Annotated in this window: 24 protein-coding genes; 10 read left to right on the forward strand and 14 right to left on the reverse strand. The window is 71.3% G+C overall.

Going from position 1 to position 26,284, the window contains the following annotated elements; genetic code table 11:
* Positions 1-109 precede the first annotated feature (109 nt).
* Entirely contained in the window at positions 110-2,899 is a 2,790-nt protein-coding gene (locus tag ABT070_RS08265) for an alpha/beta hydrolase (protein WP_351756434.1), read from the forward strand.
* Positions 2,900-2,965: 66 nt separating this feature from the next.
* Here the strand turns inward: ABT070_RS08265 and ABT070_RS08270 are convergent, their stop codons facing one another.
* The 7 genes from ABT070_RS08270 to ABT070_RS08300 all read right to left on the reverse strand — a co-directional run bounded on the left by ABT070_RS08270 (position 2,966) and on the right by ABT070_RS08300 (position 10,161).
* On the reverse strand, positions 2,966-3,346 hold the full coding sequence (locus ABT070_RS08270) for a PPOX class F420-dependent oxidoreductase (protein ID WP_351756437.1): 381 nt from the start codon (positions 3,344-3,346) through the stop codon (positions 2,966-2,968).
* Between the two features lie 26 nt (positions 3,347-3,372).
* Positions 3,373-4,629, reverse strand: a complete 1,257-nt coding sequence (locus tag ABT070_RS08275) for a glucarate dehydratase family protein (RefSeq protein WP_351756440.1) — start codon at positions 4,627-4,629, stop codon at positions 3,373-3,375.
* Positions 4,626-5,534 carry a 5-dehydro-4-deoxyglucarate dehydratase gene (locus tag ABT070_RS08280; RefSeq protein WP_351756443.1) on the reverse strand — a complete coding sequence of 303 codons (909 nt, stop codon included), beginning with the start codon at positions 5,532-5,534 and terminating at the stop codon, positions 4,626-4,628. The genes ABT070_RS08275 and ABT070_RS08280 overlap by 4 nt, the downstream gene beginning before the upstream one ends.
* Before the next feature lie 49 nt (positions 5,535-5,583).
* The gene (locus tag ABT070_RS08285) at positions 5,584-6,528 is read right to left on the reverse strand and encodes a carbohydrate ABC transporter permease (RefSeq protein ID WP_351756446.1); all 945 of its coding nucleotides are present in this window, start codon (positions 6,526-6,528) and stop codon (positions 5,584-5,586) included.
* Positions 6,525-7,439 (reverse strand): carbohydrate ABC transporter permease, encoded by a 915-nt coding sequence (locus ABT070_RS08290; RefSeq protein WP_351756449.1) that lies wholly within the window; start codon positions 7,437-7,439, stop codon positions 6,525-6,527. Before ABT070_RS08290 ends, ABT070_RS08285 begins: the two co-directional genes overlap by 4 nt.
* Positions 7,436-8,767 (reverse strand): sugar ABC transporter substrate-binding protein, encoded by a 1,332-nt coding sequence (locus ABT070_RS08295; protein WP_351756452.1) that lies wholly within the window; start codon positions 8,765-8,767, stop codon positions 7,436-7,438. Before ABT070_RS08295 ends, ABT070_RS08290 begins: the two co-directional genes overlap by 4 nt.
* A 215-nt stretch (positions 8,768-8,982) precedes the next feature.
* Entirely contained in the window at positions 8,983-10,161 is a 1,179-nt protein-coding gene (locus ABT070_RS08300; protein ID WP_351756455.1) for a MalY/PatB family protein, read from the reverse strand.
* On the opposite strand from ABT070_RS08300, the gene ABT070_RS08305 reads away from it, so the two are divergent.
* The 3 genes from ABT070_RS08305 to ABT070_RS08315 all read left to right on the forward strand — a co-directional run bounded on the left by ABT070_RS08305 (position 10,160) and on the right by ABT070_RS08315 (position 12,973).
* Positions 10,160-11,236 carry a hypothetical protein gene (locus ABT070_RS08305; RefSeq protein ID WP_451099610.1) on the forward strand — a complete coding sequence of 359 codons (1,077 nt, stop codon included), beginning with the start codon at positions 10,160-10,162 and terminating at the stop codon, positions 11,234-11,236. The two genes, ABT070_RS08300 and ABT070_RS08305, sit on opposite strands and share 2 nt — an antisense overlap.
* 35 nt (positions 11,237-11,271) lie before the next feature.
* Positions 11,272-11,523: an SAM-dependent methyltransferase gene (locus ABT070_RS08310; protein ID WP_351756461.1), complete on the forward strand. Its 252-nt coding sequence runs from the start codon at positions 11,272-11,274 to the stop codon at positions 11,521-11,523.
* 67 nt (positions 11,524-11,590) lie between these two features.
* Entirely contained in the window at positions 11,591-12,973 is a 1,383-nt protein-coding gene (locus ABT070_RS08315) for a S1 family peptidase (protein WP_351756464.1), read from the forward strand.
* Between the two features lie 72 nt (positions 12,974-13,045).
* Here the strand turns inward: ABT070_RS08315 and ABT070_RS08320 are convergent, their stop codons facing one another.
* Both ABT070_RS08320 and ABT070_RS08325 read right to left on the reverse strand, forming a co-directional pair.
* The gene (locus ABT070_RS08320) at positions 13,046-13,216 is read right to left on the reverse strand and encodes a hypothetical protein (RefSeq protein WP_351756467.1); all 171 of its coding nucleotides are present in this window, start codon (positions 13,214-13,216) and stop codon (positions 13,046-13,048) included.
* 112 nt (positions 13,217-13,328) lie between these two features.
* Positions 13,329-14,489, reverse strand: coding sequence for an ROK family protein (locus ABT070_RS08325; RefSeq protein WP_351756470.1), 1,161 nt, complete (start codon positions 14,487-14,489; stop codon positions 13,329-13,331).
* Between the two features lie 173 nt (positions 14,490-14,662).
* Between ABT070_RS08325 and ABT070_RS08330 the strand changes: the two genes are divergently transcribed.
* From ABT070_RS08330 to ABT070_RS08345, 4 genes are read left to right on the forward strand one after another with little or no spacing between them, the layout of a single operon-like run.
* On the forward strand, positions 14,663-15,628 hold the full coding sequence (locus ABT070_RS08330) for a carbohydrate ABC transporter permease (protein WP_351756472.1): 966 nt from the start codon (positions 14,663-14,665) through the stop codon (positions 15,626-15,628).
* A gap of 15 nt (positions 15,629-15,643) precedes the next feature.
* A complete protein-coding gene (locus ABT070_RS08335; protein ID WP_351756475.1) occupies positions 15,644-16,582 on the forward strand; it encodes a carbohydrate ABC transporter permease in 939 nt (312 codons plus the stop codon).
* Positions 16,583-16,593: 11 nt separating this feature from the next.
* Positions 16,594-17,940, forward strand: a complete 1,347-nt coding sequence (locus ABT070_RS08340) for an ABC transporter substrate-binding protein (protein ID WP_351756478.1) — start codon at positions 16,594-16,596, stop codon at positions 17,938-17,940.
* 14 nt (positions 17,941-17,954) lie between these two features.
* Positions 17,955-19,157 (forward strand): Gfo/Idh/MocA family protein, encoded by a 1,203-nt coding sequence (locus tag ABT070_RS08345; protein ID WP_351756481.1) that lies wholly within the window; start codon positions 17,955-17,957, stop codon positions 19,155-19,157.
* A gap of 48 nt (positions 19,158-19,205) precedes the next feature.
* Here the strand turns inward: ABT070_RS08345 and ABT070_RS08350 are convergent, their stop codons facing one another.
* Positions 19,206-19,901, reverse strand: coding sequence for a L,D-transpeptidase family protein (locus ABT070_RS08350; RefSeq protein WP_351756484.1), 696 nt, complete (start codon positions 19,899-19,901; stop codon positions 19,206-19,208).
* A 234-nt stretch (positions 19,902-20,135) separates the two neighbouring features.
* Between ABT070_RS08350 and ABT070_RS08355 the strand changes: the two genes are divergently transcribed.
* Positions 20,136-21,536 carry a pyridoxal phosphate-dependent decarboxylase family protein gene (locus ABT070_RS08355; RefSeq protein ID WP_351756487.1) on the forward strand — a complete coding sequence of 467 codons (1,401 nt, stop codon included), beginning with the start codon at positions 20,136-20,138 and terminating at the stop codon, positions 21,534-21,536.
* On the opposite strand, the gene ABT070_RS08360 is transcribed toward ABT070_RS08355, so the two are convergent.
* Complete coding sequence (locus tag ABT070_RS08360; RefSeq protein WP_351756490.1) at positions 21,514-22,794, reverse strand: MFS transporter; 1,281 nt, start codon at positions 22,792-22,794, stop codon at positions 21,514-21,516. The two genes, ABT070_RS08355 and ABT070_RS08360, sit on opposite strands and share 23 nt — an antisense overlap.
* Before the next feature lie 100 nt (positions 22,795-22,894).
* On the opposite strand from ABT070_RS08360, the gene ABT070_RS08365 reads away from it, so the two are divergent.
* Positions 22,895-23,431 (forward strand): hypothetical protein, encoded by a 537-nt coding sequence (locus tag ABT070_RS08365; protein WP_351756493.1) that lies wholly within the window; start codon positions 22,895-22,897, stop codon positions 23,429-23,431.
* A gap of 4 nt (positions 23,432-23,435) precedes the next feature.
* On the opposite strand, the gene ABT070_RS08370 is transcribed toward ABT070_RS08365, so the two are convergent.
* From ABT070_RS08370 to ABT070_RS08380, 3 genes are all read right to left on the reverse strand, one after another.
* On the reverse strand, positions 23,436-24,350 hold the full coding sequence (locus ABT070_RS08370) for an SDR family oxidoreductase (RefSeq protein ID WP_351756496.1): 915 nt from the start codon (positions 24,348-24,350) through the stop codon (positions 23,436-23,438).
* Positions 24,351-24,487: 137 nt separating this feature from the next.
* A complete protein-coding gene (locus ABT070_RS08375) occupies positions 24,488-25,117 on the reverse strand; it encodes an MBL fold metallo-hydrolase (RefSeq protein WP_351756499.1) in 630 nt (209 codons plus the stop codon).
* Positions 25,117-26,202 (reverse strand): S-(hydroxymethyl)mycothiol dehydrogenase, encoded by a 1,086-nt coding sequence (locus ABT070_RS08380; RefSeq protein ID WP_351756502.1) that lies wholly within the window; start codon positions 26,200-26,202, stop codon positions 25,117-25,119. The genes ABT070_RS08375 and ABT070_RS08380 overlap by 1 nt, the downstream gene beginning before the upstream one ends.
* Between the last annotated feature and the right edge of the window lie 82 nt (positions 26,203-26,284).

The raw sequence follows: 26,284 nt of genomic DNA on the forward strand, positions 1-26,284 counted from the left end.
CTGATTCCCGGACACAGGCAACCCACAGAGGTGCTTTCGCTTCCTTCGGGGCGCGAGGGGCTCCCGATACGGACGGGGCCCCCGCGCTCCGAGTGTTGAGGAGTGGACCTTGATCCGTGCCCGGCGAATAGGTGTCACCGCCGTGGCCGCGCTCGCGGCCCTGGCGGGAACACCGGGACTGGCACAAGCCCGACAACCGTCCGAGACAAGACCGTTGACCACGACCGCCGACAGCGGACTGCCGCAGGGCTGGCAGGTCGGCGGCGAGGGCGGCGCACGTGAGCTGGTGTGGCGGTCGCCCACCCCCGTGCCCTTCGGCGACGCCCGTGTGGAGTTCCACTCGGGCGGCCGACTGCTCGGCGTACCGAAGGCGGGGAAGGACGGCCGCACCTTCCGGCTCTCCCTCGACGACGTCGGCGCCGCCCCCCTGAAGGACCTGCGCGTACTGGCCGGCGGCCGCCGTCTGGACGCGGCGGCCGAGAACTCCGCCCCGGGCGGGCGGCGTTCCCGCACCGCCGAGCAGCCCCCGGCCCACTCCCCCGCTCCGGCCCCGGCCAACTCCGTCGACCCCGGCAAGCCGGGCGCGTACCGCACGGTCAGCGGCGAGTACGACCTCGCACCGGTGCGGTTGCCGGGCTTCGCCCGACCGGTGGAGATGCGGGCGGTCGTGGTGGCGCCGAAGGGGGCCACCGGCAAACGGCCGCTCGCGCTCTTCCTGCACGGCCGGCACACCACCTGCTACCGGCCCGGCAGCGACGACTTCGACATCTCCTGGCCCTGCCCGGCCGGTTCGAAGCCGATCCCGAGCCACCGGGGCTACCTCCAGGACCAGAAGCTCCTCGCCTCGCAGGGCTACGTCACGGTGTCGATCTCCGCGAACGGCATCAACGGCCAGGACGGGGAGGCCGAGGACGGCGGTGCGCAGGCGCGCTCCTCGCTGGTGCGCCGCCACCTCGCCCAGTGGGCCGACTGGGCCGCCCACCCGGGCCACGCCCCGGCGTCGGTGCCCGACGCGGCGAAGGCCGACCTCTCCCGTGTCCTGCTCGTCGGTCACTCGCGCGGCGGCGAGGGGGTCAACCGCGCCGCGCTGGACAGCCTGTACCCGCCGCCCGCCGCGCAGGACGGCTACCGGGGCCCGGTCCGCTGGAAGATCCGCGGAACCGTGCTCGTCGGACCGACGATCTTCGGCCAGAATCCGGTCGCCGACGTCCCGTCCGCGACCATCCTGCCCGGCTGTGACGGCGACGTCGCCGATCTCGAGGGCGAGACGTACCTCGACGGGACGCGCGGCGTCAGCAATGGCACGGCCCTGCACAGCGCGGTCTACATGGTCGGCGCCAACCACAACTTCTTCAACACCGAGTGGACGCCGGGCAAGGCCGTGGCGCCCTCCTTCGACGACTTCTGGGAGGACCCGGACGCGCAGCAGCCCGACCCGGTCTGCTCCACCGCCGCCCCCACCCGGCTGACCGCCGATCAGCAGCACCGGGCCGGCGCGACCTACATCGCCGCCGCGGCCCGGCTGTTCGTCGCCGGTGACGACCGGGTGCGCCCGCTGCTCGACGGCACCGGAAAGCGCGCGCCCTCCGCCGACCCGGCCCGCGTCCTGACCCACGCGGTCGGCGCCCGCCGTACGGGCGGCTTCGTGCCCGACGGCGGCGTCGAGGTGACGGGCGGCCGGGTGTGCTGGGCCGACCCCGACCCGGCCAGGGCATGCCTGGACGCCGACGCCACGGGAATGTCCCCGCACTTCGGCTGGTGGGATCTGGAGAAGGACTCCGGCAAGAGCGCGGTCGCGCTGAAGTGGTCCGCACCGGGCACGCCGACGACGATCGGCTCCCTCGCTCCGGTCTCCCTGTCCGGTGCCCGGAGCCTGGCGCTGCGCGTCTTCGTGCCGCCGAACACCACCGGCACCGAGCTGGACGTGTCCGTCACCGATGCGGCCGGCCGGCGCGCCGCGCTCGGCCGGGTCACGGTCGACGGCCTGCCGGGCTCCGACCGCACCGCCTCGTACTGGGCCCGCGAGCTGCGGGTCCCGCTGACCGCCGCCACCCGCGCCGGTCTCGACCTCAGGCACGTCAAGTCCCTGTCGCTGACTCCGCGTTCGGGGTCCGGTCAGGCCTGGTTCATGGACGCCTGGGGCTGGGCCCCCGGCACGCCGGCGGTGCGGGCGGCCGCGCTGCCGCGCGTCGACATCGGCCGGATCACGGCCAAGGAGGGCGACTCCGGCACCCGCACCTATCACGTCCCGGTCCAGGTGTCCGGGCACGGCAGCGGCCGGGTCCGCTTCTACGTCGTCGACCCGGAGACCCTTGAGGCCACGGAGAAGGTGGTCACGGTCCGGCCCGGCAGCACCCCGATCGACGTGCCGATCGAGGTGAAGGGCGACACCCGCTTCGCCTACGACGTGACCCAGGACCTCCTGGTGAAGGCCGTGCGCGGCGCGGTCGTCGGCTCCTACCGGGGCGGGGTCACGGTGCAGAACGACGACCCGGCGCCGGAGGTGACCCTGGCTCCGGTCGCCGACCGGGTGACCGAGGGCGGGTCGCTGAGCTGGCGGATCACCCTCTCCGAGACCGCCGACGTGAATTTCTGGCAGCCGGTCCGGGTGCTGCCGGTCACCGAGGGCGCCGAGCTGTCCACCAAGGACGTGGACCCGCAGTGGCTGCTGGACTTCTCCGGTGACCTGCCCGACCCGGAGCGTCCGCTGTCGGACGCGAACCTGTGGGTCTGGCTGAACATCCCGGCCGGGACCACCGACGTCGACTTCACCGTGCCCACGGTGAAGGACCAGGTGGCCGAGCCGGCCGAGTCGATGCGCCTCGCGCTGACCGGCGACGACGCCGAGCCGCTGCCGGACCGGCCGGTGCTGACCGGGACGGTCGTGGACGCGCCGTAGTACGCGGGCACTGTCCGAAGGGGGGCCCGGACCGTGCGGTCCGGGCCCCCTTCTCCGTTTCTGGGCTCACAGCGTGACGCGGATCCCGACCGTGCCGTCCAGACCCCGGCGCAGCCGGCTGCCGAGCAGGGTGAGGCGGCCCATGACGCCGTACTTGCGCGCGAGCAGGGTGCGGTAGCGGGCGGTGGTCTGCGCGTCGCAGATCTCGGCGGTGGCCGGGACCTGCTCGCCGGTGGGGTTGCCGCGGACGTCACAGGGACCCACCAGGACGTCGCCGCGGGCCCGGATCCGCTTCACCTTCCAGGCGTCCGCGGCCGACCAGGCCCCGAGCGCGTCCCCGTCCCGCACCACCCACACCGGAGTGGCGACCCCGGTTCCGTTCTTGCGGTAGCTGGTGATCAGCAGGTACTTGCCGGCTGCCAGCCGGTCGAGCGCGTTGTCGGCCATGCCCGCAGTCTAGGCATCCGCACGCCTCACCACCTCGGCAGCCTCAGCTCGTAGTCCGGCTGGATGCGCCGCATGTACCCGGTGTCGTCGCGCCCCCGCACACCCGAGTCGAGGTAGCGGCGGTGCAGCCGGTCGAGGGCGTCGGTGTCCAGCTCCACGCCGAGGCCCGGTCCGGTCGGGACCTTCACCGCGCCGTCCACCACTTCCAGTACCCCGGGGACGATCACGTCGTCGGCGCTGTTCCACGGGTAGTGCGTGTCGCAGGAGTGGTCGAGGTTGGGGATGGCCGAGGCCACGTGGGTCATCGCGGCGAGGCTGATGCCCAGGTGCGAGTTGGAGTGCATGGACAGCGCGAGACCGAACGCCTCGCAGACGGCGGCCAGTTCACGGGTGCGGCGCAGTCCTCCCCAGTAGTGGTGGTCGGTGAGGAGTACCTGGATCGCGTTCTGCCGGACGGCAGGACCGAGGTGTTCCCAGGCGATGACGCACATGTTGGTGGCGAGCGGCAGCGGCGAGTCCCGCGCGACGGCCGCCATGCCCTCGATGGTGCCGGTCGGGTCCTCCAGATACTCCAGCACGCCGTCGAGTTGCCGGGCGACGTAACGCGAAGTCTCCACCGTCCAGGCCGCGTTGGGGTCCAGACGCAGCGGCCGGCCGGGGAACGCCTCCGCCAGCGCCCTGATCGCGGCGATCTCCTCGTCCGGCGGGAAGACCCCGCCCTTGAGCTTGAAGGAGCTGAAGCCGTACCGCTGCTGCATCAGCCGGGCCTGCTCGACGATCCCGGCCGGGTCGAGCGCCTCGGGCCAGTCGTCGCCGATGGCGGGACGGCCGTCGAGCGCGGGGTGTCCGTCCCACTTGTAGAAGAGGTACGCGGCGAAGGGCACGGAGTCGCGCACCCGGCCGCCGAGCAGGTCGTGGACGGGACGGCCGAGCAGCTTGCCCTGGGCGTCCAGACAGGCGACCTCGACGGCCGAGGTGGTCCAGCCGCGCTCGTGCGAGCCGGGCACGCCGGGCAGCAGGGTCGCGTCGATCGCGGCGGCGACGGCGGTCGTGTCGAAGACGTCCATGCCGACGACGGTCCTGGCGGCGACCATCAGCCGTTCGAGGCGCGTCTCGCCGCCGGTCGATTCGCCGAGGCCCACCGTGCCGTCCTCCAGGACGAGCCGCAGGATCACCCGCAGCGCGAGCGGTTCGTGGACGCCGTTGGAATTCAGCAGCGGCGGATCGGAGAAGGCGATGGGGGTGACGATCAGTTCGCGGATGCGAGTGGCAGGGGTGGTCATACGGCGACGGCCTCCAGTCCCCGGTCGATGAGCTCGGCGAGCCGGGCGACATGCTCCGGCGTGGGATCGAGCAGCGGCGCCCGTACACCGCCCACGTCGAGGCCGCGGATCGTCACCCCGGCCTTGACCAGGGAGACGGCGTATCCCGGGACCTCGTCGCGGAGTTCGACGAGCGGACCGTAGAACTCGTCGAGGAGATGGGCGACGAGGGCGTCGTCCCCCTCCGACAGGGCACGGTGGAAGGCGAGCGCGATCTCGGGGGCGAAGGCGAAGACGGCCGAGGAGTAGAGGCCGACGCCGATCCCCCGGTAGGCGGGGGCGGTCATCTCGGCGGTGGGCAGCCCGTTGAAGAACTGGAAGTCCTCGGTGCCGGGAACGGCCCGCACCGCCCGGACGATGCGGTGCATGCGCTCGATGTCGCCGATGCCGTCCTTCAGGCCGACGACCTTGGGCAGGGCGGCGATCCCGGCGGCGGCGGGGCCGGTGAGGCGGGCGGTGCCGCGCTGGTAGAAGACCACGGGGAGGTCGGTGACGGCGGTGACCTCCTCGACGTAGCGGACCAGGCCCTGCGGGGGTGCGGTGACCAGGTACGGCGGCAGCAGGAGGATGCCGTCAGCGCCGGCCCGGGCCACGCGTACGGCATGGTCGCGGGCGACGGGGACCGGCCCGCCGGCGGCCGCCAGGACGGGAACGCGTCCGGCGGTCGTCTCGACGGCGACCCGGGTGGCGCGTTCGAGCTCGTCCGCGTCGAGGGCGTGGAACTCACCCGTGCCGCAGGCGACGAACACGCCGCCCGCGCCTGCCGAGACGCCGGCCTCGATGTGCCGGCCGAGCCGTTCCTCGTCCAGCGAGCCGTCCGCGGCGAACGGCGTGACCGGGAAGAACAGCACTCCTTGGAACTTCATGTCTCCCTCGTAACTACGTGGATGTGCGTGGGGGGGTCGGCCGGGGCCGTCAGCCCTTGGTGGCGCCGGCCGCGATGCCGGAGACCAGCGAGCGCTGGAGGAGCAGATAGACGATCAGGCTGGGGACGAGGGCGATGACGGCTCCGGCGAGGACCACTCCCGAGCCGACCTCGGGGTCGGTGCGCAGGATGGACAGGGCGACGGTGACCGTGTAGTCGGTGGGGTCCTTGGAGGCGATCAGGGGCAGCAGGTACTGGTCCCAGATCATGACGAAGCCGAGGACGCCGGCGACGCCGAGCGCGGGCTTGCACAGCGGCAGGACGATCTGCCACAGCATGCGGAACTCGCCGACGCCGTCGAGCCGGGCGGCCTCCTCTATCTCGGTGGGGATGTCCTTCATGAACTCGGTCAGGAGCATCACGGAGAAGCCCCAGGCGCCGAGCGGGAGGATCACGCCCCACGCGGTGCCCTTCAGGTCGAGGCCGATCACCGGGACATGGCCGAGGACCAGGGAGAGCGGGATCGCGATGACCTCCTCGGGGAGCATCATCGTCAGCATGAACAGGGTCAGGACCAGGGCCTGGCCGCGGAAGCGGTGCCGGGCCAGCGCGTAGGCGGCCAGCACGGACACCGCCAGCTGGAGCAGCAGCGCGCCGCCCGCGATGACGAGGGAGTTGGTGAAGTAGTCCCAGATGCCCCGCTCCCCCGCCACCTCGAAGTTCTGCCAGGTGCTGTGGTGCGGGAGGAAGGACAGGGAGGATCCGCCGGCGTGCGAGGTGAACGCGCCGGACAGGACGGTCAGGAACGGAGCCGCGAAGACGCCGATGGCGATGGCGCAGAGCAGGATCCGCAGGCCCCAGGCGGCGCCCGGCCGGTCGCTCCAGCCGAGGGCGGTGTCGAAGCGGGCGGGGGTGGCCCGGGCCGCCCTGGCGGAGTCGCCCGGCGTGACCCTAGCTACGGGTGCCCGGACGGGGTCGACGGCGGGTGCGCTCATCGCACCTCTCCCCTCTTGCGGAAGTGGTTGACCGTGACCGTGAGCAGCAGGGTCACGCAGAGCAGCACGACGGAGGCCGCGGAGGCGCCGCCGATGTCGTTGCGGGTGAAGCCGAGGGTGTAGGCCCGGGTCATCCAGACCTCGGTGGAGCCGGCCGGGCCGCCGCCGGTGAGGACGTAGACCTCGGTGAAGACGCGCAGGCCGCGGATGGCGGCGAGGGTGAGGACGATGCCGAGGGCGGGGCGGATCGCGGGGAGGGTGACGTACCGCAGGCGCTGCCACAGCGACACGCCGTCCATCGCGGCGGCCTCGTACAGCGTCCGGTCCACTCCGGCCAGTCCGGCGAGGATGATCACCATGTTGTAGGGGGCGAGCATCCAGACGCTCATCACCATGGTCGCCCACAGGGCGGTGTCCGGGTTGTCGAGGAACTGGGTCGGTCCGAGGCCGAGGAGGCCGAGGCCCTGGTTGATGATGCCGTCGGAGGTCGGGTAGTACAGCAGCCGCCACATCTCGCCGACGACGGCGGTGGCGGTGACGACCGGCAGGAAGACGGCCGTGCGCATGATCTTCAGGGAGCGGGCCTGGCCCTCCAGCAGCAGGGCGAGCGCGAAGCCGACGGCGATGGCGCCGAGGGACTGCCCGAGGCCGAGGAGGAGGGTGTGGCCGATGGCTTCCTGGAAGCGGTGGTCGGTGAGGACGCGGGTGTAGTTGTCCAGGCCCACCCACCGGTCGCCCAGGAAGGGCCGCACCTCGAAGAAGCTGAGCCAGACGCCCTTGCCCATGGGCAGGAACTTGAAGACGAGGGCGAGCAGCAGGCCGGGGGCGAGGAACACCCATGGCAAAACGTTTCGCTTGCTGAATGCGCTGCGGACCCGGGAGCCGCGCACGAGGGCTGTGGTGGCTGTCATTTCAGCAGGTCCTGGTCCTTGAGGTCGCCGGCGAGGGTGTCGTCGAGTTCTTTCAGGCCGGTGCGGACGTCGCTGCCGCAGTAGGTGAAGATCGCGTTGAGCGCGTCGGCGGTGTCCTGCTTGATGGGGGCGAAGTCCGGCGCGTTGGGGAACTGCACGGAGGCGTCCTCGTAGGCCTTCTGGACGACGCCCCAGCGGGGGTCGTCGCGCACGGCCGCCGCGTCGAGCGTGGAGTTGACGGGGATCCGGACGACGGGCTGGTTCTTGCCGGTCATCGCGAGGCGCTGTCCCTCGGGTGAGACGAGGAAGGCGGCGAGAGCCTGTTCCTGCTCGGTCTTGCCGGTCCTGGCGCCGAAGTAGATGTTCTCGCCGTCCGCGAGGACGTCGTTGCCCGCGGGTCCGGCCGGGGCCTGCACCACCTCGAACTTGTCCTTGCCGAGGGTCTGGTCGAAGGTGGCGATGTTGTAGGGGCCGGTGAGGTACATACCGGCGTTGCCGTCCTGGAAGTTGGTGGCGTTGCCGGTGACGGCGGTGAGGGCGCCCGGCTGGATGACAGCGTTGTCAGAGGTGCAGAAGAGGTTCTTCTTCAGCCAGGAGACGGAGCGCACGGCGGCGGCCGAGTCGACGACCGGCCGATAGCCGCCGTCCTTCGTGGCCTCGATGATGCGCGCGCCGCCCTGCCACAGGAAGCTGGCGCCCCACCAGGCGGCGTAGCCGTTCTGGGCGCTGCCGGGGACGACCATCCCGTAGGTGTTCTTCCTGCCGTCCCCGTCGGGGTCGTCGTCGGCGAAGGCCCTGGCGAGGGTGAGCATGTCCTGCCAGGTCCGCGGCTGCGGCAGGCCGAGCTTCTCGCGCCAGTCCTTGCGGATCATCAGGGTCATGGCCTGACGGGAGTACGGGATCCCGTAGTGGGAGCCGTCGACGCCGACGGTGGAGGCCCAGGTCTTGGCGTCGATCCGGTCGCCGCCGGCGATGTCGGCCGGGTCGACGGGCTTCAGCAGGCCCTGGCTCTGGTAACTGCCCATCAGCGCCGTGTCGTTGATCATGACGTCCGGCAGGTCCTTGGTGGACGCACGGCTCTGGAGCTGCTGGTCGAAGTTGATGACCGGCTGGTAGTCGATCTTGATACCGGTCTTCTCGGTGAAGGCGGCGAACACCCGCTCATAGGTGGCCGCGGGATCCGGATTGCTCCGGGTCCAGACCTCCAGGGTGTTCGGGTCGCCGCTCCCGGCGCTGTCCGCACCGGAACCGCAGGCGGCCGTTGCGAACAGCAGTCCCGCGACGGCAAGCGTGGCGGCCGGGCGGCGACTTCGTCGGCGATCCCCCATGGGCACACTCCGTTCATATCCGTGAACTTGCTTCACGAATCTAAATTGAGCGCCCAAGCTACGAACGGTTTCAGCCGTATGTCAAGACATGGCCGGGAGATTGCGGGTCCGTGACACGGGGGCTGTGGGGCGCCTGTCACGCCCCTCGCACGGCACGCCGTCGCCCCACCGCAGGAGCTCCGGTGGGGCGACGGTCCGACGGGAAGACCTGCGGCTCAACGAAGGGCGGCCGCCATCCGCCGTACCCCTTCGGCGAGGATCTCCGGCGAGGTGGCGATGTTCAGCCGGACGTGCCCGGCCCCGCCCGTGCCGAAGTCGGGCCCGCGGCCGAGGGCCACCCGCCCCCGCTCCAGGAAGACCGCGGCCGGATCGTCCCCGAGGCCCAGTGCCCGGCAGTCCAGCCAGGCGAGATAGGTGGATTCACCCGGCCGGTACCCGACGCCGGGCAGCTGCTCGGCCAGCAGGACGGTGAGCAGGCGCCGGTTGTCGTCGAGGCCGGCCAGCAGGGCGTCCAGCCACCCCGTGCCCTCGAGCAGGGCGGCGGTGTGCGCCAGCACACCGACGTGGCTCGGCCCGTGGGACACCTCCTCGGGCAGCAGCGCCAGGTCGGCCGCCGCCTCGGGGCCCGCGACGGCCAGGGCCGCCTTGAGCCCGGCCAGGTTCCACCCCTTGGACGCCGACATCAGCGACAGACCGTTCTCCGCGCCGGGGACGGCGAGCCAGGGCACGAAGTCGGTCCCCGGGGCGGTGAGCGGCGCGTGGATCTCGTCGACGACGACCCGGACGCCGTACCGCCGGGCGAGCGCGGCCACCGCGGCCAGTTCCCGTGCGGTGTGCACGGTGCCGGTCGGGTTGTGCGGGCTGCACAGCAGGTGCGCGGCGCGGCCGCCGCCGGCGACGGCGCGCCGGTAGGCGTCCTCCAGCACGGCGAGGTCGAGCCGGCCGTCCGCGCCGAGGGGCGCCTCGGCGATCCGCCGGTCCATGTGCGCCACGAACTGGAAGAACGGCGGGTACACGGGCGGGTTGACGACCACCGGGTCGCCCGGTCCCGTCACCAGTTTCAGCATCTCGACGACGCCCAGCATCACATCGGGCACGATCGCCGTCCGCTCCACCGCGAGCCCGTCCCAGGCCCACCGCTTCGCGGCGAACACGGCCAGCGCCTCGGCGTAGGCCGTACCCGCCGGATAGCCGGTGTCACCGAGCGCCAGGGCCCGCGTCACCGCGCCGACGACCGGTTCGGCGAGGGGCACGTCCATCTCCGCGACCCACAGCGGAAGGACGTCGGCCGGGTAGGTACGCCACTTCATGCTCGTACGACATCGGAGCCGATCGAGCGTGAGGGCCTGTAAAGGGTTCGCTTCACGGGGCGTCTCGTGCGGGATGCTGGTCATGGGGCACAAGATAGGGGGCCGTGGTGTGACCTGGGATCACGTGAACGGGACAGCTGTGGCGGACGCGGGCGGCATCCCGGAGATCGCCTGCGACGAGTCGGGTTCGGACGGCGAGAACCTCACCGGCGGGAACACGGACGTGTTCGCCCACGCGAGTGTGCTGCTGTCTGCCGATTCCGCCGCCGGACATGTACAGGAGATCCGGAACCGGATCCGTTCGCCCGCCGAGGAGTACAAGGCGAACCATCTCCTCCGGGAGAAACACCGGGCGGTTCTGGAATGGCTGCTCTCGGCGTCGGGCCCGCTGTACGGGCACGCCCATGTGCACCTCGTCGAGAAGTCCTTCTTCGTCGTGGACCGGACCGCCGACCTGCTGCTCGGCGACCCCGGAGCGGCCGTCCCGCTGTTCCGGCACGGTCGGCGGACTTTCACCGAAGCGGAATGGCGGCAATTCCTGGAGGCGGCCAACCAATTGCTGTGGGTGCGCCACGAAGGTGAACCGGATGCGCCCGTCGAGCATTTCTTCCGCACACTCGAAGAACTGCGGCAGCGACATCCGGGGACGGCGGCCGCGGAGACGCTCTCGCGGCTCGCGAAGGAAAGGACCCGCGCGCTCTCCTACCGCGCCGGAATCCAAGACGGGCCGTTCGTGCTGACCCCGGTCCTGAATCCCCTGCTGCCCTCGATCCTGCACACGGCCGCCCACTGGAGCGCCGGCGGGCGTCCGGTCCGGCTCGCGCACGACCGGCAGAACATGCTCACTCCGGAGCGGATCGCCTGGATCGAGGGAGCGGCCCGGGCGCGGGGCATCCGCCTGGCCGGATTCCGGCTCGTCGTCTCGCGGCACGACGCGCGAGTGCAGCTGGCCGACTTCCTGGCCGGCATCGCCCGCCGGATCGCCTCCGACGAACTCAACGGCCGCGGCGACCCGGCGCTCACCGCACTGCTGCGCCCCTACACCGGCGCGGCGGCCGTGTGGGGCGACGAGCGGAGCTGGGCCCGGCTCGGCCCCGCGACGGAATCGGGCGGACGGTCCGCACCGCTCGACTCGCCCGTCCGGATTGCCGGTCGGTGATGCCCGTCACCCATCCTGCGGACAGAAGCCGACCCATGCCCCACGACGCGCCGGCCGTCGACGCGGCCACCCGGTCACCGCGGGCCCGGATCGACACCACCCGGCCGCACACCGCCCGCATCTGGAACTACCGGCTCGGCGGCAGGGACAGCCACGAGGCCGACCGGAGGGCTTCGGGGACGGGGCCGAACCGGAGGAGGTCGCGATGTCCAGCGGGGTGGCGCGCAGGCACTGAGTTGATCAACTCCGCGGTGAACGCTGCGGAGCGCTCGCACGTATGGAGGTAGGGGCACTCAACGACCGGAGCGCCCCGCGGTGTTGAGGCCGTTCGTTCGGGGTTTCGGGAGCCATGACATGAGGCATGTACGACGACGGACCGTCCGGCGAGTGACACGGCTGGCGGCCGTCGGCGGACTCCTCCTGGGAGGGGCCATGGTCACTCAGGCGGCCATGGCCGGCGAGCCGGGCACGACCCCGCGCAGTGCGGCGGAGTCCGTCGTCACGAATCCGGGGGCGGCCCTCGTCAAGAAGCTCGGCACCTCGCGCACGGCGGGCACCTGGCTCGCCGACGACGGGCGCCCGGTCGTCGCCGTCACCGACGAGGAGACGGCCGACACGGTCCGGGCGGCGGGCGCCGAGGCCAAGGTCGTCCCGCACAGCATGAACGAGCTCAAGTCGGCCACCGCCACCCTGCGTTCGGCGCCCAAGGTGCCCGGCACCGCCTGGGTGATGGACTACCGCACGAACCAGGTCGTCGTGCAGGCCGACAGCACCGTGTCGGCCACCGACTGGTCACAGCTGACGGACACGGCCACCGGCATCGGCAGCTTCGTCCGTATGGAGCGCACCACGGGCGAGTTCACCACCCGGATCAACGGCGCCCTGCCGATCCTGTCGACCGGCGGACGCTGTTCGGCCGGCTTCAACGTGACCAACGGATCGAACGACTTCATCCTCACCGCAGGGCACTGCGGGCCCACCGGGTCCACCTGGTTCGCCGACAACCAGGCCAAGCAGCAGGTGGGCCAGACGGTCAACTCCAACTTCCCCGGCAGCGACTTCTCCCTCGTGCAGTACGCGAGCGGCAAGGCCGGCGCGGGCGCCGACGTGGTGGCCATCGGCAACGGCGACGGGGTGCGGATCACGGGCACCGGCGACGCGGCCGTCGGCCAGCGGGTGTTCCGCAGCGGCAGCACCAGCGGGTTGCGCGACGGCGAGGTGACCGGCCTCGACGCGACGGTGAACTATCCGGAGGGCACGGTCAGCGGGCTCATCGAGACGAGCGTGTGCGCGGAACCGGGCGACAGCGGTGGCCCGATGTTCTCCGACGGCATCGCCCTCGGCGTCACCTCGGGCGGCAGCGGCGACTGCACCACCGGGGGGACGACGTTCTTCCAGCCGGTGACCAAGGCGCTGGCGCAGCTCGGCGTGCAGCTGATCGTGGCCGCCCCCTCCGACAATGCCGGCGCGTCCACGTCGTCCGCCGATCCCGCGCCGTCCGCCTCCTCCACCCAGGCGGGGCTCTCCCCGGGCTCGGTCTCACCGGGCACGACCACTCCCGCGACGGGGACCGGAGTCAGTGAGACCCTCGCCTCCAAGCTCACCGATCCGAGGAACATCGGCCCCGGTCTGCTGGTCATCGCGGGCAGTATGGTCGCCCTGGTCGCGACCCGGTACATCCGCGCCGAGCAGGACCGCAAGGCCTACCAGCGGTACTACTCGGCGACATGGGGGTGAGGGTCGGGGGCGACGGCCGGGAATACCCGGTGCGGGGCGCCGCTCACGGGCGGCCCCGCGGCCGGGTGGCCGTCAGGCCGCTTCGACGGAGGACGGAGCGGTGGACCACTCCAGGACGAGCCGCTGGTACTCCGCACGCTGCTCGACGCTCAGTGTCCCGCCCGACCGGAGCCACAGGGCCCGGATCTCCTCGTTGACCTCTGTGGCCGATCGCTCGGAGAGGGATTCAACAGTGGTGGACATGGCGTGAAGCTTACGGCTTCGGAAGTGAAGGCCGCGTGAGACCATCACGAACGAATCGGACATAGCGGACGTGTCACTGATCACGTCCATCTGTCAACCTCCGGAGCACACTTCATCCCTCCGCCGCCCCCAGGACCAGCACCTGGATGGCCAGCACGGCGGCGCCGCGCGCCCAGTCGTGGAAGTCCGAGACCTTGGTCTCCAGCGCCACCGGGACCGCCAGCGGATGCCGGTGGGCGCGGATCGTCGCCTCCACCGTCGCCCCGCCGACGTCCATCAGGCCGACCCCCTCACCGGCGAGCAGGACCTTCTGCGGCATGACGAAGTTGGCGATCTGCGCGATCAGCGTGCCCAGCGCGCGGGCCGCCTCGTCGACGACGCGGGCGGGCATGGGCTCCCCGGCCGCGGCGAGGGCCAGGATCTCCTCGTACGTCCGCTCCCGGCCGGTGGCGGCCTGCACCTGGTAGCGGATGCTGGGGATGGTCAGCAGCGAGACGGCGCTGCCGCGTTCCCCGTCGGGGGTGAGCGGACCGTTCGGGTCGATGATCCAGTGCCGGCCGAAGCCGCCGTCCTCTTCGACACAGGGCACCCGCCGGCCGGAAAGCACCAGGCCGTAGCCGATGCCCGCACCGATGGTGAGGACGACGAACCGGTCGAGCCCGCGTCCCGCACCGAACCAGGTCTCGGCCTCCACCAGGGCGGCGACGTCGTTCTCGAGGACCACGGGCAGCCCGGTGCGCTCCTCGACCAGCGCGGCCAGCGGGATGTCCCGCCACCCCAGGAAGGGTGACTCCCCGACCCTCGCGCGGTCCTCGACCCGCCCGCCCACCCCGATGCCGATCCCGGCGAGACCGGGATGGGCGCGGGCCAGCTCGTCGGTCATCTCACCCAGCAGGGCGACGACCTCCTCGGGGTCGTGCGTGCCGAGCGGCCGGTCGAGACGGGCGACGATGTCGCTGCGCAGGGTGGTGACGACGCCGTACACCATGTCTCCGGTGATCTTGAAGCCGATGAACGACCGGGACTGGGCGACCACGTCGAGCGGCTGCGAGGGGCGGCCCTGCCGCGTCTCCACCGCGATGCCGCCGTCGGGCACCTCGACCAGCAGTCCCGACTCGATCAGCGGTTTGGTCAGCCGGGTGAGACTGCCGGCGGAGAGATTCAGCCGCCGTGCGAGGTCGGTGCGTGAGAGCGGGCCGTGGACGAGCACCTCGATCGCGACCGAGCGCTCCCCGGGGCTCAGCGGCAGCCAGCTGGCGGTACCTGTGGTCATGAGGGTCAGACTCCCACACGATGGTCGGTTTCTTTTCGCCTTGGAAGTATCTAGGTCAGGATACGTACCGAGCGACCTTCGGAGAAGATGTTCCCCGACCCCTTGACGGCTGGATTCTTTCGCCGCAAAAGTAAGTGCCGAGGACGAGCCGCCGCGGACAAGGGAGTCTCACGATGACCATCGCCTCCAGCAGTCCACCGTCGCGTCTGCCTCCGGGCAGCGCGGAGGGGGTCGCGACCGAACCGAGGACGGGCCGGCGGGGAGCGGGCGGGAGCCGGGGGGACGGGCGGCTGGCCGCGGTGTTCATCGCGCCGGCCCTGCTGGGATTCGTGGTCTTCCTGCTCTGGCCGACGCTGCGCGGGATCTACCTGAGCTTCACCCGCTTCAACCTGCTCACACCCGCGGAATGGGTGGGCTTCGACAACTACGTACGGATGGTGCACGACCCGATCTTCTGGAGCTCCCTGCGGGTCACGGTCGTGTACGTGGTCATCAACATCGGGGTGCAGACGGTCTCGGCGCTGGCCATCGCCGTCCTGCTCCAGCGGCTGACGCAGTCGGCGCTGCTGCGCGGGATCGTGCTCACGCCGTATCTGATGTCGAACGTCGTCGCCGGCATCGTCTGGCTCTGGATCCTGGACACCCAGCTCGGCATCGGCAACGAGATCGTCTCGGGGCTCGGTTTCGACCGCATCCCGTTCCTGGCGGACGAGACCTGGGCCATCCCCACGATCGCCCTGATCAACGTGTGGCGGCACGTCGGCTACACCGCGCTGCTGCTCTTCGCCGGCCTGCAGGCCATCCCGGGCGACATGTACGAGGCGGCGAAGGTGGACGGCGCGAGCGAGTGGCGGATGTTCTGGCGCATCACGATGCCGCTGTTGCGCCCCGTGCTGGCGGTGGTGCTGATCATGACGGTGATCGGTTCGTTCCAGGTGTTCGACACCGTCGCCGTGACGACCAGGGGCGGCCCGGCGGACGCCACCAACGTGCTCCAGTACTACATCTACGGCGCCGCCTTCGGCCGCTTCCAGTTCGGCTACGCCTCCGCGATGTCGGTGGCCCTGCTCGTCGTGCTCAGCGCGATCACCTTCGTCCAGTACCGGCTCACCCGAGCCGGTCAGACCGACCTCGGCTGAGCGGAAGGAGTCGACATGTCCGCTGTGACCGTGACGACGGCACCATCACCCCGGGCGACACCCGTACGGCCCGCGAGGCGCAGGCCGGCCTTCGGGCGGATCGTGGCCTGGGCGGTGATGGTCGTGATCGTGCTCGTCACCCTGCTGCCGTTCTACTGGATCCTGCGCACCGCGCTGTCCACCAACTCCGGACTCGCCGCGAGCCCGGGCGATCCGCTGCCGGTCGATCCGACGGCGGGCGGCTTCGAACGCGCCCTCGGCCTCCAGTCCACCAAGGAGGCGATCGCCCAGGGCGGTGCGGGCGGCGGGCTGAGGTTCTGGCGCTATCTGCTCAACTCGGTGATCGTCTCGACCCTGGTCACCGGCTGCCAGATCTTCTTCTCCGCCATGGCCGCATACGCCTTCGCCCGCCTTCGCTGGCGCGGCCGGGACAAGGTGTTCGCCCTGTTCCTCGCCGGTCTGATGGTGCCGACCATCTTCACCCTGCTGCCGAACTTCGTGCTCATCAAGGAACTCGGCCTGGTGGACTCCCTGCTGGGGATCGCGCTGCCGACGATGTTCATGACGCCGTTCGCGGTGTTCTTCCTGCGGCAGTTCTTCATGAACCTTCCGCGGGAGGTCGAGGAAGCGGCACTGCTCGACGGCGCGGGGAAGGTGCGGATCTTCTTCCGGGTGCTGCTGCCGATGGCGTCCACGCCGGTACTGACCCTGGCCGTGCTGACGTACATCACCTCCTGGAACGACTACTTCTGGCCGTTGATGGTGTCCTACAGCGACGGCTCGCGGGTCCTCACCGTGGCACTGGCCGTCTTCCGGGCGCAGACCCCGCAGACCGGCACCGACTGGTCGGGGCTGATGGCGGCGACGCTCATCGCGGCCCTGCCCATGCTCGTGCTCTTCGGGTTCTTCGCCCGCCGCATCGTCAGCACCATCAGCTTCACCGGGATCAAGTAATGGGGACGGACATGCGGATACGGATGCGTACGGTCACCGCACTGGCCGGGGCGCTCGGGCTGACCCTGGTGAGCGGCTGCGCCCAGGGGGGCGCCGGGTCGTCGGCGGACACGGTGACGTACTGGCTGTGGGACGCCAACCAGCAGCCCGCCTACGAGGCGTGCGCGAAGGACTTCGAGAAGCAGAACCCCGGACTCACGGTGAAGATCACCCAGTTGGGCTGGGACGACTACTGGACCAAGCTCACCGCGAGCTTCATCGCGGGCACCGAGCCGGACGTGTTCACCGACCACATCCAGAAGTTCGGTCAGTTCGCCGACCTGAAGGTGCTGGAACCGCTCGACGACCTGGGCATCGACGACGCCGACTACCAGCCGGGACTCGGCGCCAACTGGATGGGCCAGGACGGCCGGCGCTACGGCGCCCCGAAGGACTGGGACACCGTCGCCCTCTTCTACAACCGCGAGCTGGCGAAGGACGCGGGCCTGACCGCCGAGCAGCTGAACGGCCTGTCCTGGAACCCGCAGGACGGCGGCACGTTCGAGAAGGCCGTCGCGCACCTCACCGTCGACAACAAGGGCAGGCGGGGAGACGAGCCCGGCTTCGACAAGAACGACGTCAAGGTGTACGGCCTCGCCACCAACGGCGGCGGGGACGGCGACGGCCAGACCCAGTGGAGCACCTTCACCGCCTCCGCCGGCTGGAGCTACACGGACCGACAGCGGTGGGGCACGAAGTACCAGTACGACAGCAAGACCTTCCAGTCGGTCGTCACGTGGTACTTCGACCTGGCGAAGAAGGGGTACATGGTGCCCTTCACCGACTACAACTCCCAGTCCAACCAGGCCAACACCCAGGTGGCCGCGGGCAAGGCGGCCGCCGCCTTCGACGGCGCGTGGATGATCTCGTCGTACGACGGTTTCAAGGGCCTGGACATCGGCACCGCCGTCACGCCCGCCGGCCCGTCCGGCAAGCGCGCCACGATGATGAACGGCCTCGCCGACTCGGTCACCCGGAACGCCCGCAACAAGGCGGGCGCGAAGAAGTGGGTCGCGTACCTGGCCTCGGACGAGTGCCAGCGGACGGTGGGGAGCTACGGGATCGTCTTCCCGGCGACGCCCGACGGCACGAAGGCCGCGGTGGCGGCGTACGAGAAGAAGGGCATCGACGTCGGAGCGTTCACCGAACCGGTCGCCGACAAGAAGGACTTCGCCACCTTCTCCTATCCGATCACCAACTACGCGGCCGACGTGTACGCGCTCATGCACCCCGCCATGCAGGACATCTTCGGCAACGGCAGCTCCGTGAGCGGTCTCGACCGGACCAACAGCCAGATCAACCTCATCCTCGACCAGTGAAGGGCACGCCCCCCATGACGTTCTCCCTCGGCATCGTCGGTGCCGGACAGTTCTCGGGACAGTTCGCCAAGCTGTTCCTGGCCCACCCCGGCGTCAGCGACGTGTACGTCACCGATCTGCTGCCCGAACGCGCCGAGCGGCTCGCCGCAGACGTGGGCCTGACCGGGACCTTCCCCTCGTACGAGGCGATGCTGGCGTCCGAGGCGGTCGACGCGGTCGCCGTCTTCACCCAGCGCTGGACCCACGGTCCCCTGGTCCTCCAGGGCCTCGAGGCCGGCAAGCACGTCTACTCCGCCGTCCCCATGGCGATCACCACCGAGGAGATCGCGGCGATCATCGACGCCGTGCGGGCGACCGGGCTGACGTACATGATGGGCGAGACCAGCCAGTACAACCCGGCGACCGTGCACGCCCGCAACCAGATCGCGGAGGGCGCCTTCGGACGGATCTTCTACGCCGAGGGCGACTACGTCCACGACATGGACCTCGGTTTCTACGAGGCGTACCGGTACAGCGGCGGCGCGGACTGGAAGGCGACCGCCAGCTATCCCCCGCTGCTGTATCCGACGCACTCGGTGGGCGGCGTCCTGGGCGCCTGGGGAACGCACGCGGTGAGCGTGTCGGCGATCGGTGTCGTCGACGAGCGCGGGGACGGTGTCTTCGACAAGGAGGTCAGCCGGTTCGGCAACGACTTCTCCAACGCCACCGCGCTGTTCGAGGTGGCGGGCGGCGGTTCGTTCCGCACGAACGAGTTCCGGCGGGTGGGATACCCGTCCCACATCCGCGAGTCCCGTTTCCGCTTCTTCGGCACCGAGGCGAGCATGGAGCAGCTCGCGACGGTGGCGCTGTGGCAGGACAAGAACGGCGTGAAGGACATCAGCGAGCTGCTCGAACCCAAGCCGACCCTGGCCCCCGACGACCCGTCGCTCCAGCACATCGCGCCCGATCTGCGGGCCGCCTTCACCTCGGGTTCGGCACCCGTCCACGACCGGGCGCGGCTGCCTCGGGAGTTCGACGAGCTGCACAACGGGCACGAGGGCAGCCACCACTTCCTGGTGGACGACTTCGTGACGGCGGTCGGCAGCCGTACGCTGCCGTCCGTCAACGCCTGGGTCGCGGCCCGGTACACCCTGCCGGGCATCGTCGCGCACGAGTCCGCGCGGCAGGGCGGGGCCAGGCTGGAGATCCCGGACTTCGGGGACGCGCCCGGAGCGTGACGCCCGGGACGGCCGGGCGCCCGCGCCACCTCGGCGACCCGGGTGGGCTCAGGTGCCCGGCTTGCGGCCGTACACGAAGACGTCGTCGCCGTTCTTCAGCAGCGACCAGTACTTCTTGGCGGTCGTGGTGGTCATGTTGACGCAGCCGTGCGAGCCCGGCGGGTTCCACATGCTGAGACCGACCGAGTGGAAGGCCTGACCGCCGTCGAAGAACTGGCTGTAGGGCATCGGCACGTTGTAGATGCTCGACACGTGGTCGATGTGCCGCCAGTAGATCTTCTTCAGACCGGTGCGGGTCTCGTACCCGTTGCGGCCCGTGCGGACCGGGACGGGCCCGTAGACCAGCTTGCTGCCGTCCTGGATCCAGCTGATCTGGAGGGTGAGGTTGACACAGGCGATGCGGCCCTTGTTGGTCGGGCACTTGCCGGCCTTGTTGGGCTTGGTGCCGACCGCCTTCTGCTTGTTCATGAGGTCCATCACGCCCCAGGTGACAGGCCCGGCGTAACCGATGTTCGGGGTGATGCCGTGCTTGTTCTGGAAGGCCTGGATGGCCTTGCAGTCGGTGGTCGACTGCTTGCCGTCGACGGGCCGGCCGAGGAACTTCTCCACCTGCTTCTGGTACGGCCCGGCCTGCGTCGTACAGCTCGCGGCCTGCGCCGGCGCGGTGCCCAGCACCAGCGTCAGCGGCGCGACCAGGCCCGTGAGCCCGAGCACGACGGCCCCTCGTCTGCGTATGTCCCCCATGGCTGCCCTCTCCCTGGCACAGTTGCTGCGATCTCTTACTCCTAGACAGCCGTGACCGGGCGCCGGTTGTAGGCCGACCCCGGCTGTGACAGAACGGTGAACTTCCCGACTGCCCTGTATGTTCCGTCTGTTCCGACTGTCCGATTCGTACGGGGTGGCCGTGCGCGGCCACCCGGTCCAGTTTCCCTCAATTGGATCGGGTGCCGCCCGGCGCCCCCGCCCTAGGCTCCCCGTATGCACCGCACTCTCGCCGCCGATCTCTCCCGGCTTCCCGAACTCCTCCAGTCCGCCCGTGACTTCGCCGTCCGTGAGGTGACCGGCCTGGCGGAGCGGCCGGTGGTCCGCCTCGACCCGGCGCCCGACCCGGCGCCCGGCCGGGCGGCTCTTCCGGGCGAGGGGGCCGGGGCCGAGGGCGCTCTCGCGCGGTTCGCCGAGCACTGGGCGCCCGGCTTCTCCGGCTCGGCCGGGCCGCGCTACCTCGGCTTCGTCACCGGCGGGGCGACGCCCGCGTCGGTCGCCGGGGACTGGCTGACCGGCGCCTACGACCAGAACGTCTCAGGGGCGGGCGGCTCGTGGGCGGCGGCGCTGGAACGGGAGACGGTGGCCTGGCTGCGTGAGCTGTTCGGCCTGGGCGAGGCGCACAGCGGGGCGTTCGTGACGGGGGCCACGGTCTCCACGACCGTCGGTCTCGCCGTCGCCCGTGAGTGGCTGGGCGAGCGGCTGGGGGTGGACGTGTCCCGGGAGGGCGCGGCCGCGCTGGGATCCGTGGAGGTGCTCTCGGGCAGCCCGCACTCCAGCGTCGCCAAGGCGCTCTCGGTGCTCGGCATCGGCCGGGACCGGCTGCGGCAGGTGCCTGTGCTCGACGGCCGGGAGGCGGTCGACGTCGACGCGCTGGAGACGGCACTGGCCGCGCTGGACGGGCGGCCGGCGATCGTCGTGGCCAACGCGGGCACCGTCAACACCGTCGACTTCGACGATCTGCGGGCGATCGCGGCCCTGAAGGAGCGGTACGACTTCTGGCTGCACGTGGACGCGGCGTTCGGTGGTTTCGCGGCCCTCTCCCCCGCGTACGCGCACCTCGTCGACGGGCTCGACGCGGCCGACTCGGTCTGCGTGGACCTGCACAAGTGGCTCAACGTGCCCTATGACGCGGCCGTGCAGTTCACCCGCCGCCGCGACCTCCAGGTACGGGTCTTCCACAACGCCTCGCCGTACCTCGGGCTGCCCACCGGCGAGCCCGACTTCGTCCATCTCACACCGGAGAACTCCCGGCGGCTGCGGGCGCTGCCGGCCTGGTTCTCGCTGGTGGCCTACGGGCGGGCCGGGCACCGCGAGATCGTCGAGCGGAACGTGGACCTCGCGACCCGGCTCGGCGCGGGTGTCGCCGTGCTGGACGGGCTGCGGCTGCTGGCCCCGGTGCGGCTGAACGTCGTCTGCTTCACCCTCGCCGACGATCCGACCCAGGCGCGGGTCGACGCGCTCGCGCAGGCCGTGGCCGCGTCCGGGGAGGCGTTCCTGACGCCGACGGTGTACGGCGGGGTGCCGGCGCTGCGGGCGGCGTTCAGCAACTGGCGTACCTCGCGGGCGGACGGGGAGCGGGTGCTGCGGGCGCTCACCGCGGCACTCTCCGGCTGACCGGCGCCGTGTCCCGTTGTTGCGGGAGTTCACGGCGGGAGCGGACCGGGGAGAGGAAGACGGGCAGGAAGTTCACCGCCAGCAGCGCGCCGCCCACCCAGAGGGCGGCCCGCACTCCGGCCAGTTCGCCGATGAGGCCGGAGACGGCGGCCCCCACGGCCAGCGCCCCGGTCAGAATGAAGCGGAAGGTGGCGTTCATCCGGCCCAGCAGGGCGTCCGGGGTCATCCGCTGGCGCAGGCTCACGCCGAGGACGTTGTCCACGCCGGTCTTGAGCAGGGTCAGCACCCAGGCCGCCCCCGCGATCCACAGCCAGGGCCCCCGGCCGATCAGGGGCACGAGCAGCGCCGCGGGTGCCAGGACCAGCCCGGTGAGGCCGAGCGCCCGGCCGTGTCCGAGACGTCCGGCAAGCGGCCGGGCGCACCACGCGCCGAGCAGCAGCCCGAGCCCGCCCGCCCCCCAGAACAGGCCCAACACGCCTGCCGAGAGGTGGAGTTCACGGACGAACAGGATCGGCAGCATGGTGGTGACGAGCTGCGAGCCGAAGTTGCTGAGCGCGGCGGTGAGCGCGAGCGCGCGCAGTTCCCGGTCGCCGAGGACGTGCCGTACGCCCTCCGCGATCTGGGCGGCCAGCCGGCTCTCGGGCGCCGGGCGGGGCGGGTCGTCGCCCGGCCGCAGTGCGCAGAGCTGGAGCGCCGAGGCCAGGTAGGCGCCGGCCGCGCACAGCACGGCCACGGGTGCGGTGAGCAGTTGGACGAGTCCACCGCCCGCACCGCGCCCCGCGATGTTGCCCACGGCCTGGAGGCTCACGACGGCCGTATTGGCCCGCACCAGGGCGGCGCGGCCGACGAGCCGGGGCAGCACGCTCTGCGAGCCGACGTCGAAGAACACCGTCGCGCACCCGTTGAGCAGGACCACCGCGTAGAGCTGGGCGAGGGTGAGCGCGTCGCACCACCACGCGAGGGGCACCGAGGAGAACAGCACGGCCCGGCCCAGATCCGCGCCGATCAGGATGCGGCCGTGCCGCATCCGGTCCACCCAGACCCCGGCCGGCAGCCCGATGAAGAGGAAGGCGACCGTGCTCAGCGCGGCCAGGGCGCCGACCTGGCCGGGACTCGCGTCGAGCGCGGTCACCGCGACCAGGGGTACGGCGACATAGCTCACGTTCGTGCCGAGCTGGCTCAGCGCGGAGGCCGAGAACAGGACGCGGAAGTCGCCGACGCGCCAGGGCGAGGCGGCCGGTTCGGTGGAGGTCTGCACGGTTGCACGCTGCCCGACGCCCGGGGGCAGGACAAGTGAAAAGATCTGCACGGGCCGTTAAGCGCCTCTACCGCGTCAACAGGACGGAGACCGTGCGGACATGTCCGCTTTCCTTCAGCAACTCCCCGCTCTCATAGGTGTCGTGGTCGGTGCCCTCGGCTCGTATCTGGCGATCGTGCGCAGCGACGGAGCCCGGTTCCGGCGCGAGACGGCGGCCCGGTGGGAGGAGCGGCGGCTGAGCGTGTACGGCGAGTACGCGCGGGCGCTGAAGAAGTCGGTGAACCTGACCTACCGCGTCGCCTCCCACCTCGGCAACGATCCGCACCCGCATCCCCTGTCCCCCGCCCAGGCCGAGCCGCTGCTCGCGGAGGCGACCGACGGACGCGATCCGGCCGGGGAGGCGCTGATCATGCTGGGCAGCCGAGAGGTGGTGGAGCGGGCCCGGGTGTGGGTGACCACGGTGATGGACATGGAACGGTTCATGCGCGAGGGGACGCACGATCCGCAGGCCTGGCAGGCGCTGCTGGACCGGCAGCGCGCCGGCCGTGAGGGCTACTACACGGCCGTACGCGAGGATCTCGCCCTGCCGCCGGGGCACCCGGCGCGCTGGTCGACCGCTCCGCTCCCGGACGCCTGAGTCCTCAGCGGTAGCCGGTGGTGTCCGCCGCCTTCCCGGGGTCCTGCACCTCGACCATGTAGCGCCAGGCGTCCGGCCGGCTGCCGTCGAGGTCGGTGAAGCCGTACACCGGGGCGAGGCCCCCGCTGGACAGGGACCGGCCGTTGAAGCGGGCCACGTCGGGGTCGGCGGCCAGGGCCGCGACCGCCCGGCCGACGTAGCGGGGTGTCTCCGAGATGGCGAAGTGGGGGAAGCGGTCCAGGGCGTCGCGCCAGTTGTCCTCGCGGACGCCGAAGTGTTCGAGCATCAGCTCCGACCGCAGCCAGCCGGGGGTGAGCGCGACGGCGGTGGCCCCGCGCGGCCCGAGTTCGTGACCGAGGGCGAACGCCATGCGCAGGACGGACGTCTTGGCGAGGTCGTAGAAGAAGTTCACGCGATAGGTGTCACGGTTGTACTCGGTGGTGCCGTCGGTCATCTCGACGACCAGTCCGCCGGGCCGGCGCAGCAGCAGGGGCAGGGCGTGATGGCTGGTGATCGCGTGGGTCTCGACGGCGAGCCGGAGCAGCCGGAGCCCATTGGCGAGGTCGTGCTCCCAGACCGGGGTGTCCCATGCGAAGAGGTGCTCGGCGCCCCAGATGTCGTTGACGAGGACGTCGAGGCGGTCCTGTTCGTCCGCAACGCGGTCGACGAGGGCGCGGACCTGAGCCGGGTCGAGGTGGTCGGTGGGCACCGCGATGCCGTGACCGCCCGCCTCGGTGACCAGGTCGGCGGTGTCCTCGATCGTCTCGGGGCGGTCGCTCTCGGAACGCCGGGCGCGGGTGGTGCGTCCCGTCACGTAGACGGTGGCGCCGGCCGCCCCCAGTTCCACGGCGATGCCGCGTCCCGCACCCCGTGTCGCCCCGGCGACCAGGGCGACCTTGCCTTCCAGCGGACCGGACATGTCCGACCTCCTGCGCGTGTTCCGTCGGTGTCGTCATCGAGGATCGATGGCGTGGACGAGGATCGCGCGGAAGCCGGACATCTCCTGTCACCTTTTGCCCGCCGGGTCACCCGGTCGGACGCGGGCAGCGGTCGCCCTCAGTGCCCGCGGGCGATCCACTCCTCCAGGTGCGGAGCCTCCGCGCCGATGGTCGTCGCGTCGCCGTGACCGGTCAGCACCTTCGTCTCGGGCGGCAGGGCGAGCAGCCGGTCCTTGATGGAGGTGATGATCGTCGGGAAGTGGGAGTAGGAGCGGCCGGTGGCGCCCGGTCCGCCCTGGAACAGGGTGTCGCCGGTGAAGAGCACCCCGAGGCCGGGGTCGTGGAGACAGACCGCGCCGGGCGCGTGCCCGGGCGTGTGCAGGACCGTGAGGTCGGCTCCGGCGGCCTCGATGACCTGGCCGTCGGCCAGGTGGGCGTCGGGGTCGCGGTCCGGGTGGGTGAGCTTCCACAGCGGCAGGTCGTCGGGGTGCAGCCAGATCGTGGCGCCGGTCGCGTCGGCGAGGGCCGGCGCGGCGGAGACATGGTCGTTGTGGGCGTGGGTGCACACGATGGCCGTCAGCCGGCGGTCGCCCACGGCGGCCAGGATGGCGTCGGCGTCGTGCGCGGCGTCGATGACGATCGCCTCGTGGTCGTCGCCGACGATCCACACGTTGTTGTCGACGTCCCAGGTACCGCCGTCGAGGCTGAACTGGCCCGAGGTGACGAGGCGTTCGATGCGCGCGGCCATCACAGCACCACCACCGAGCGCAGCACGTCGCCGTGATGCATGCGCTCGAACGCCTGCTCCACCTCGTCGAGTCCGATGGTCTCGGTCACGAACGCCCCCAGGTCCAGGCGGCCCTGCAGATGCAGGTCGATCAGCATCGGGAAGTCACGCGAGGGCAGACAGTCGCCGTACCAGGACGACTTCAGCGCGCCACCGCGCCCGAAGACGTCGAGCAGGGGCAGTTCGAGCTTCATCTCCGGCGTCGGTACGCCGACCAGGACGACGGTGCCGGCGAGGTCGCGGGCGTAGAAGGCCTGCTTGTAGGTCTCCGGGCGGCCGACGGCCTCGATCACCACGTCCGCGCCGAAGCCGCCGGTCAGCTGGCGGATCGCCTCGACGGGGTCGGCCTCCTTGGAGTTGACCGTGTGCGTGGCGCCCATCTTCCGGGCGGTCTCGAGCTTGCGGTCGTCGATGTCGACGGCGATGATCTTCGCGGCGCCGGCCAGGTTCGACCCGGCGATCGCCGCGTCGCCGACACCGCCGCAGCCGATCACCGCGACCGTGTCGCCGCGGCCCACGTTGCCGGTGTTGATCGCCGCCCCGATGCCGGCCATCACCCCGCAGCCCAGCAGCCCCGCCACCGCGGCCGACACCGACGCGTCGACCTTCGTGCACTGCCCGGCCGCCACCAGGGTCTTCTCGGCGAACGCGCCGATGCCCAGCGCCGGGGACAGCTCGGTGCCGTCGGTCAGGGTCATGCGCTGCTTCGCGTTGTGGGTGTCGAAGCAGTACCAGGGGCGACCGCGCAGACACGCCCGGCACTGCCCGCACACCGCACGCCAGTTCAAGATCACGAAATCGCCGGGCGCGACGTCGGTGACGCCCTCGCCGACCGACTCCACCACGCCCGCCGCCTCGTGACCGAGCAGGAAGGGGAACTCGTCGTTGATCCCGCCCTGCTTGTAATGCAGGTCGGTGTGGCAGACCCCGCAGGCCTGCACCTGCACCACGGCCTCGCCGGGACCGGGGTCGGGGATCACGATCGTCTCCACCCTTACCGGCTCGTTCTTCCCCGGCGCGATCACTGCGCGCACTTCCTGCGGCATGGTGCTGCCCCTTTCGTCGGCGGTCGTCCGTCCCGCTGCCGACCCTACGCGTGACTGATCGGTAAGAGCACCGGCGGCAGGG

Source organism: Streptomyces sp. NPDC002884, from assembly GCF_040295245.1.
Lineage (GTDB): Bacteria > Actinomycetota > Actinomycetes > Streptomycetales > Streptomycetaceae > Streptomyces.

What these genes read in the sequence shown, in the direction of transcription:
- ABT070_RS08270 (WP_351756437.1), bottom strand. Translation starts at nt 3,346, where the DNA reads ATGGCCGACAACGCGCTCGACCGGCTGGCAGCCGGCAAGTACCTGCTG.
- ABT070_RS08275 (WP_351756440.1), bottom strand. Translation starts at nt 4,629, where the DNA reads ATGACCACCCCTGCCACTCGCATCCGCGAACTGATCGTCACCCCCATC.
- ABT070_RS08280 (WP_351756443.1), bottom strand. Translation starts at nt 5,534, where the DNA reads ATGAAGTTCCAAGGAGTGCTGTTCTTCCCGGTCACGCCGTTCGCCGCG.
- ABT070_RS08285 (WP_351756446.1), bottom strand. Translation starts at nt 6,528, where the DNA reads ATGAGCGCACCCGCCGTCGACCCCGTCCGGGCACCCGTAGCTAGGGTC.
- ABT070_RS08290 (WP_351756449.1), bottom strand. Translation starts at nt 7,439, where the DNA reads ATGACAGCCACCACAGCCCTCGTGCGCGGCTCCCGGGTCCGCAGCGCA.
- ABT070_RS08295 (WP_351756452.1), bottom strand. Translation starts at nt 8,767, where the DNA reads ATGGGGGATCGCCGACGAAGTCGCCGCCCGGCCGCCACGCTTGCCGTC.
- ABT070_RS08305 (WP_451099610.1), top strand. Translation starts at nt 10,160, where the DNA reads ATGGGGCACAAGATAGGGGGCCGTGGTGTGACCTGGGATCACGTGAAC.
- ABT070_RS08300 (WP_351756455.1), bottom strand. Translation starts at nt 10,161, where the DNA reads ATGACCAGCATCCCGCACGAGACGCCCCGTGAAGCGAACCCTTTACAG.
- ABT070_RS08310 (WP_351756461.1), top strand. Translation starts at nt 11,272, where the DNA reads ATGCCCCACGACGCGCCGGCCGTCGACGCGGCCACCCGGTCACCGCGG.
- ABT070_RS08315 (WP_351756464.1), top strand. Translation starts at nt 11,591, where the DNA reads ATGAGGCATGTACGACGACGGACCGTCCGGCGAGTGACACGGCTGGCG.
- ABT070_RS08320 (WP_351756467.1), bottom strand. Translation starts at nt 13,216, where the DNA reads ATGTCCACCACTGTTGAATCCCTCTCCGAGCGATCGGCCACAGAGGTC.
- ABT070_RS08325 (WP_351756470.1), bottom strand. Translation starts at nt 14,489, where the DNA reads ATGACCACAGGTACCGCCAGCTGGCTGCCGCTGAGCCCCGGGGAGCGC.
- ABT070_RS08330 (WP_351756472.1), top strand. Translation starts at nt 14,663, where the DNA reads ATGACCATCGCCTCCAGCAGTCCACCGTCGCGTCTGCCTCCGGGCAGC.
- ABT070_RS08335 (WP_351756475.1), top strand. Translation starts at nt 15,644, where the DNA reads ATGTCCGCTGTGACCGTGACGACGGCACCATCACCCCGGGCGACACCC.
- ABT070_RS08340 (WP_351756478.1), top strand. Translation starts at nt 16,594, where the DNA reads ATGCGGATACGGATGCGTACGGTCACCGCACTGGCCGGGGCGCTCGGG.
- ABT070_RS08345 (WP_351756481.1), top strand. Translation starts at nt 17,955, where the DNA reads ATGACGTTCTCCCTCGGCATCGTCGGTGCCGGACAGTTCTCGGGACAG.
- ABT070_RS08350 (WP_351756484.1), bottom strand. Translation starts at nt 19,901, where the DNA reads ATGGGGGACATACGCAGACGAGGGGCCGTCGTGCTCGGGCTCACGGGC.
- ABT070_RS08355 (WP_351756487.1), top strand. Translation starts at nt 20,136, where the DNA reads ATGCACCGCACTCTCGCCGCCGATCTCTCCCGGCTTCCCGAACTCCTC.
- ABT070_RS08365 (WP_351756493.1), top strand. Translation starts at nt 22,895, where the DNA reads ATGTCCGCTTTCCTTCAGCAACTCCCCGCTCTCATAGGTGTCGTGGTC.
- ABT070_RS08370 (WP_351756496.1), bottom strand. Translation starts at nt 24,350, where the DNA reads ATGTCCGGTCCGCTGGAAGGCAAGGTCGCCCTGGTCGCCGGGGCGACA.
- ABT070_RS08375 (WP_351756499.1), bottom strand. Translation starts at nt 25,117, where the DNA reads ATGGCCGCGCGCATCGAACGCCTCGTCACCTCGGGCCAGTTCAGCCTC.
- ABT070_RS08380 (WP_351756502.1), bottom strand. Translation starts at nt 26,202, where the DNA reads ATGCCGCAGGAAGTGCGCGCAGTGATCGCGCCGGGGAAGAACGAGCCG.